Source organism: Candidatus Accumulibacter vicinus, assembly GCF_000584955.1.
GTDB classification, from domain to species: Bacteria; Pseudomonadota; Gammaproteobacteria; order Burkholderiales; family Rhodocyclaceae; genus Accumulibacter; species Accumulibacter vicinus.
Window position 1 is genome coordinate 61,872 of record NZ_JDSS02000027.1, and the last position, 5,187, is coordinate 67,058.

The 5,187-nt window shown below is 61.4% G+C and carries 3 protein-coding genes, 2 tRNA genes and 1 pseudogene; all 6 read left to right on the forward strand.

The window, feature by feature from the left end:
* Positions 1-761: pseudogene (locus CAPSK01_RS12770) on the forward strand (hypothetical protein); the annotation flags it as partial.
* Positions 762-766: 5 nt separating this feature from the next.
* Positions 767-2,593 (forward strand): excinuclease ABC subunit UvrC, encoded by a 1,827-nt coding sequence (uvrC, locus tag CAPSK01_RS12775; RefSeq protein ID WP_034927180.1) that lies wholly within the window; start codon positions 767-769, stop codon positions 2,591-2,593.
* Entirely contained in the window at positions 2,593-3,171 is a 579-nt protein-coding gene (pgsA, locus tag CAPSK01_RS12780; RefSeq protein WP_034927183.1) for a CDP-diacylglycerol--glycerol-3-phosphate 3-phosphatidyltransferase, read from the forward strand. Before uvrC ends, pgsA begins: the two co-directional genes overlap by 1 nt.
* Positions 3,172-3,256: 85 nt before the next feature.
* Positions 3,257-3,332: transfer RNA gene (locus CAPSK01_RS12785), tRNA-Gly, on the forward strand.
* Between the two features lie 84 nt (positions 3,333-3,416).
* Positions 3,417-3,490 (forward strand) — tRNA-Cys (locus tag CAPSK01_RS12790).
* Positions 3,491-3,723: 233 nt separating this feature from the next.
* Positions 3,724-5,187: CHASE domain-containing protein (locus CAPSK01_RS12795; protein WP_034927186.1), on the forward strand; the 1,464-nt coding region annotated here is incomplete at its 3' end.

Below are 5,187 nucleotides of genomic sequence, written 5' to 3' on the forward strand. Positions count from 1 at the left end.
TTGTGGTCGCCGCCGCTTTCGTTTGCGGCTTGTTGGCCATGTGGTTCGTCGAGCTGTTCAACCGGCCGCCGTCCACACAGGTTCCGGCAAGCACGACGGTCGTCATTCCGCAACCCTGGGCAACGCCCCACTTTCTGGAGCAGATCCCAGAATCGCAGCAACTCCTGCCGGTGGCCGGTTCGCACGGCAATGTCCTGCTGCCTGCCGGGTCATCGATTGCACGCGAGTTGACCCAGAGCGAGGCAAAGGCCTTGTTGACGGCGTCGGTCGGCGAGGTCCGTTTCATCATTGCGGTTCTGCTCATGGGGCTGACGCCGGAGGAGACCATCGAGCTGCGCCAGGAGGATCTCGATCCGGTGGCCAATACCCTGCGAGTCAAGGGCCACGCACCACGTACGCTCACGGTCCCAGCCTGGCTGGCAGCCTGCCACTCGCCGTCGGGCAATGGTGAGCAGGCTCCCCTGGTGACCGATGCGGCCGGAGCGCCGATCACCCCGGCCGAGATTGAAGCGGTGCTGGCCTGTGCCGCCTTCGACGCCGGACTTGCCCGCTCGGCGGAGGTCACCGCCGCGGCCCTGCGGCATACCTGCGTAGCCTGGCTGGTGCGGCAGGGCGTACGTTTCTCCGATCTTGCCTCTTTGGTCGGACGTCCGAACGCTGAAGCGCTGGCCTTCTACGCTGATCTGGCACCCCAGGGGCCACGTCGGACAATTTCGGAGATCGACCCGCTGATGCCCGCCTTGCGAGAGATCGCTGCCTGACCGTGATGACCGAACCCTTCGACGCCAAATCCCTGCTTGCCACCGTGACCGAATTGCCGGGCGTTTATCGGATGCTCGACGGCGCTGGTCAGGTGCTCTACGTCGGCAAGGCAAAAAATCTCCGCAAGCGGCTTGCTTCGTACTTCCGCGACAATCCTCCGAGCCCGCGCATCGCCATGATGGTGGCACAGATAGCCCGCGTCGAGACTACCGTGACGCGTTCCGAGGCCGAAGCGCTGCTGCTTGAAAATAATCTCATCAAGAGCCTGTCGCCACGCTACAACATTCTCTTTCGTGACGACAAGTCCTATCCCTACATCGTCCTCACGCACGACAATTACCCGCGCCTGGGTTTCTTCCGAGGCGCCACCGACCGGCATGCCGACTATTTCGGTCCTTTTCCGTCTTCACCGGCGGTGCGCGAGAGCATCCATCTGCTTCAGAAAATGTTTCGTCTGCGTACCTGTGAGAATTCGGTGTTCAACAACCGTTCACGACCGTGCCTGTTGTACCAGATCAAGCGTTGCTCCGGACCCTGCGTCGGACTCGTCGAGCCAGCGCGCTACGCCGAGGATGTGCAGAGGGCGGCAATGTTTCTGCAGGGACGACAACAGGATGTGATCGGCAGTCTGTCGGCCGCCATGGATCAGGCGGCAGCCAGGCTCGCTTTCGAACAGGCTGCGGTCTACCGTGACCAGATCCAGTCCTTGCGGCAGGTGCAGGAAAAACAGTACGTCGAGAGCGGCAACGCGGGCGATGTGGATATCGTCGTCGCCATTGAATATACCGGCCTGCTGTGCGTGAACCTGGCGATGGTTCGTGGTGGTCGGCATCTCGGCGACCGACCGCAATTTCCGGTCAGTACCGTCGATTGCGTGGCCTCGTCGCCGCCTGAGGCGCTGACTGCATTTCTCTATCAGCATTATCCCCTACACCCGATCCCGCCGAGAATTCTCGTCAATCTGGCCCTGTCTGATGAGGAGCTTGCTGATTGGCTCAGTGCTACGGCGAGGCAGCCGATCAGGGTAGGTAAAGCGAGACTGACCCTGCAGCGCGTCTGGGTCGAAATGGCCGAACAGAACGCCCGCCTGGCGATCGACGCGCGCCGCAGCGTGCTGTCACGGCAGGGCGCACGGCTTGAAGCGCTGCGTCAGACGCTGGGTCTCGACATCGAGGACGGCAAGGAGGCACGCATCGAGTGTTTCGACATCAGCCACACCCAAGGAGATTCGACCGTGGCGGCCTGTGTGGTCTATCAGGGAAGTGGCATGCGCAAGTCCGAATATCGCCGCTTCAATGTCGAGGGTATCCAACCCGGTGACGACCACGCAGCCATCCGGCAGGTGGTCCACCGCCGTTACGAAAAGCTGTTGCGCAGTGACGGCGTCGTACCGACGCTGATCCTGATCGATGGCGGCAGCAGCCAGGTCAGTGCTGCAGCCGCAGCCCTCGCTGAACTCGGGCTGGGCCACCTGCCGATGCTCGGTGTCGCCAAGGGAGAAACGCGCAAGCCGGGCCTGGAAACCCTGGTTTTCGCAGATGGCCGTGAGCCGTTACAATTGTCTCCTGAAGATCACGCCCTGCACCTGATTCAGGAAGTCCGAGACGAGGCGCACCGCTTCGCGGTTTCCGGTCATCGCGCTCGGCGTGGCAAGGCTTCGCGCAGTTCACGCCTGGAAGAGATCGGCGGTATCGGACCCAAGCGGCGCAAGGCGCTGATTTCCCGTTTTGGAGGTCTGCAGGGAATCTCCGATGCCGGGATAGACCAACTGACAGCAGTTCCTGGAATCAGTCGGGAGCTGGCCGAGAAAATTTACGCAGCGTTGCACTGATGCCACTGAACATACCCATCCTGTTGACCTGGCTGCGAATCATTTTGATCCCACTTCTGATCGCCATCTACTACGTTCCGGAGGGATGGATTCAGGGTATCGGGCGTGACTGTGCGGCAACGTTGATCTTTGTTGCCGCTGCCATGACCGATTGGCTTGACGGCTATCTCGCACGACGCTGGCGGCAGACTTCGGCATTTGGCGCCTTCCTTGACCCGGTCGCCGATAAGCTGATGGTTGCCGCAGCGCTGATTGTTCTCGTCCAGCTCGGCCGTCTCGACGCCGTCCTGGCGATGATCATCATCGGTCGCGAGATCACGATTTCCGCCTTGCGCGAGTGGATGGCGCGGATCGGTGCGCACAAGAGTGTCGCCGTGTCGATGATTGGCAAGATCAAGACCACTGCACAGATGGCCGCCATCCCGATGCTGCTTTATTACGCTCCGTTGCTTGGTCTCGATATCTATCAGTGGGGTGTCTGGCTGATCTACGTGGCGGCCGTGCTGACGCTCTGGTCGATGGGTTATTACATGCGGATGGCGTGGCCATACCTGATCGAAGAGGATCGCAAACGGTGATCCTTACCAGTTGCGCCAACGGCGCGCGGACAAAAGAAGGCGTTGACAGCCAGGGATAGGCCTTTATAATGCGCACTCGCTTCACGCGGGAGTAGCTCAGTTGGTAGAGCGATACCTTGCCAAGGTATAGGTCGAGAGTTCGAGACTCTTCTCCCGCTCCACATTTTCCACAAGGCCATCATCGGCTTTGCGGATTCACCAGCAAGACGAATCAACGGCCAAAGACCCTGTCATCAGATAGGCTCGGCGCGATAGCAAAGCGGTTATGCACCGGATTGCAAATCCGTGTAGGTGGGTTCGACTCCCGCTCGCGCCTCCAACAAATTAGGCCTCTGGACACTCGCGGAGACACTCTGGCCTGGGTGGAGTGAGACCAGGCTGAGCCATGGCGCGATTCGCCCGGGTTTCAGCCTGCGTCTGCAGCAGGCCCTGCCAGCAGCATTTCGTCGCAGATCACTGGCAGCATCATGTTTTCCTGCCCTGAAGGATATCTCTGATCTCCTGGTGCCGCCCGCTACATACACTAACTAAGTGACCTGGTGAACGCCGCCGATGTTCGACAACTTGCGAAGATATGCTGCCGCCTATGCCGTGGCAATTGGGGGCCTCCTCATGACCTGTCTGTCATCGTGGAATGTCCGTCAGGAGCTGCAGACCAGCCATTTCAAGGAATTCCAGTGGGCGGCCGGCGACCGTATTCAGGCCGTGCATTCGGTCGTCGACCAAGGGCTCGACGCCCTCCTGGAAATCCGCGGACTGTTCTACGCCCCTCAGGGGATCGACGAGCAGGAGTTCCGGGTTTTTACCGATTCCATCCTCAAGCGCCGTCCCTACATCCATAGCCTGTTGTGGGCCCCGTTGCTGAACGGATCGCAGCAGACGCTGCCAGGAGCAGCAAGCGGGACTTCGCCAGCAGGTCCCGCTGCGGCGAATGACCACGAGGGGAGCATCGCCGGGCCACCGCGCGTGCCGGTGCTTCTTGCCGCTGCGCGCACCGAGTCGGCGGCTGCCCAGGGCGTCGACCTGAACCTGACGGTTGAATTTGCGGCATTGCTGCAGCGGGCCAGGGAAAGTGGCAACATCGCGGTCAGCGGCCGCATCGACCTCGCGCAGCCGGGCGGGGCGACGGTGCCGGTGATCTACGCCGTGTTGCCAGTCTATTCTCCCGGCCACTCGCGCAGCACTGCTGCCACGCCCGGTATCCGCCGGCAGGCTGATCCGCTGGGATTCGTGGTGGGCGTCTTCGACATTGAGGAACTCGTGCATGTTGCCATCAATCTGCTTGAGCCGCGCGGGGTCGAAGTTCTGGTGCGGGACGATTCGGCTGGCAGTGACAAGCAGTTTCTTCACTTTTATGCCAGTCGGCTGGAGCCGCGTGCCACTTCCACAGCCAGTGGCCGGATGCCGGTTTACGACGAGGATCAGCCACGCATGGAGGCCAGGATTCCCGTCGGCGACCGTAACTGGTCGATCATCTGCGTTGCCACCCATACTTTCCGGAGTGCCGAGGCCTTCACCGAGGCGCACTGGACGGTTCTCGTCGGAGGCTTCCTGTTCACCGCACTGCTCACTTTCTACCTGGTGCGCAGCCGTCGCGAACTGAAGAATCGAATCCAGCTGACGCTGACCATCTATGAGCGCGAGGAACTGTTTCGCCAGCTGGCCGAAACCGTCGATGTCGTATTCTGGGCGATCAATGCCGAGGCGACACGGATCGAATACATTGGTCCGGCTTTCAGACAACTTGCAGGCCGCGAGGCAATGCTCGATGGCCTCGCCGGTGCCGCGCCGTCGCTGCTGCTCGACGTCTTCGCGTCCGACGACCGGCACACGCTGCTTGAGGCAATCCGCCAGTTGCAGGCCGAGGGCGAGCGTTTTACCGTCGTTTTGCCGGTTTCACGTGGCGAACGGGGCTTGCGCTGGCTGCGGGTCTGCGGCTTCCCGGTACGCGAAGCGGGCAGTCCGCTGAGCCGCATCGTCGGTTTTCTCGAGGACATTACCGAGCACAAGCTGGCC

Excerpts from the sequence above, each read along its gene's own strand:
- uvrC (WP_034927180.1), top strand. The coding sequence starts at position 767 with ATGACCGAACCCTTCGACGCCAAATCCCTGCTTGCCACCGTGACCGAA.
- pgsA (WP_034927183.1), top strand. The coding sequence starts at position 2,593 with ATGCCACTGAACATACCCATCCTGTTGACCTGGCTGCGAATCATTTTG.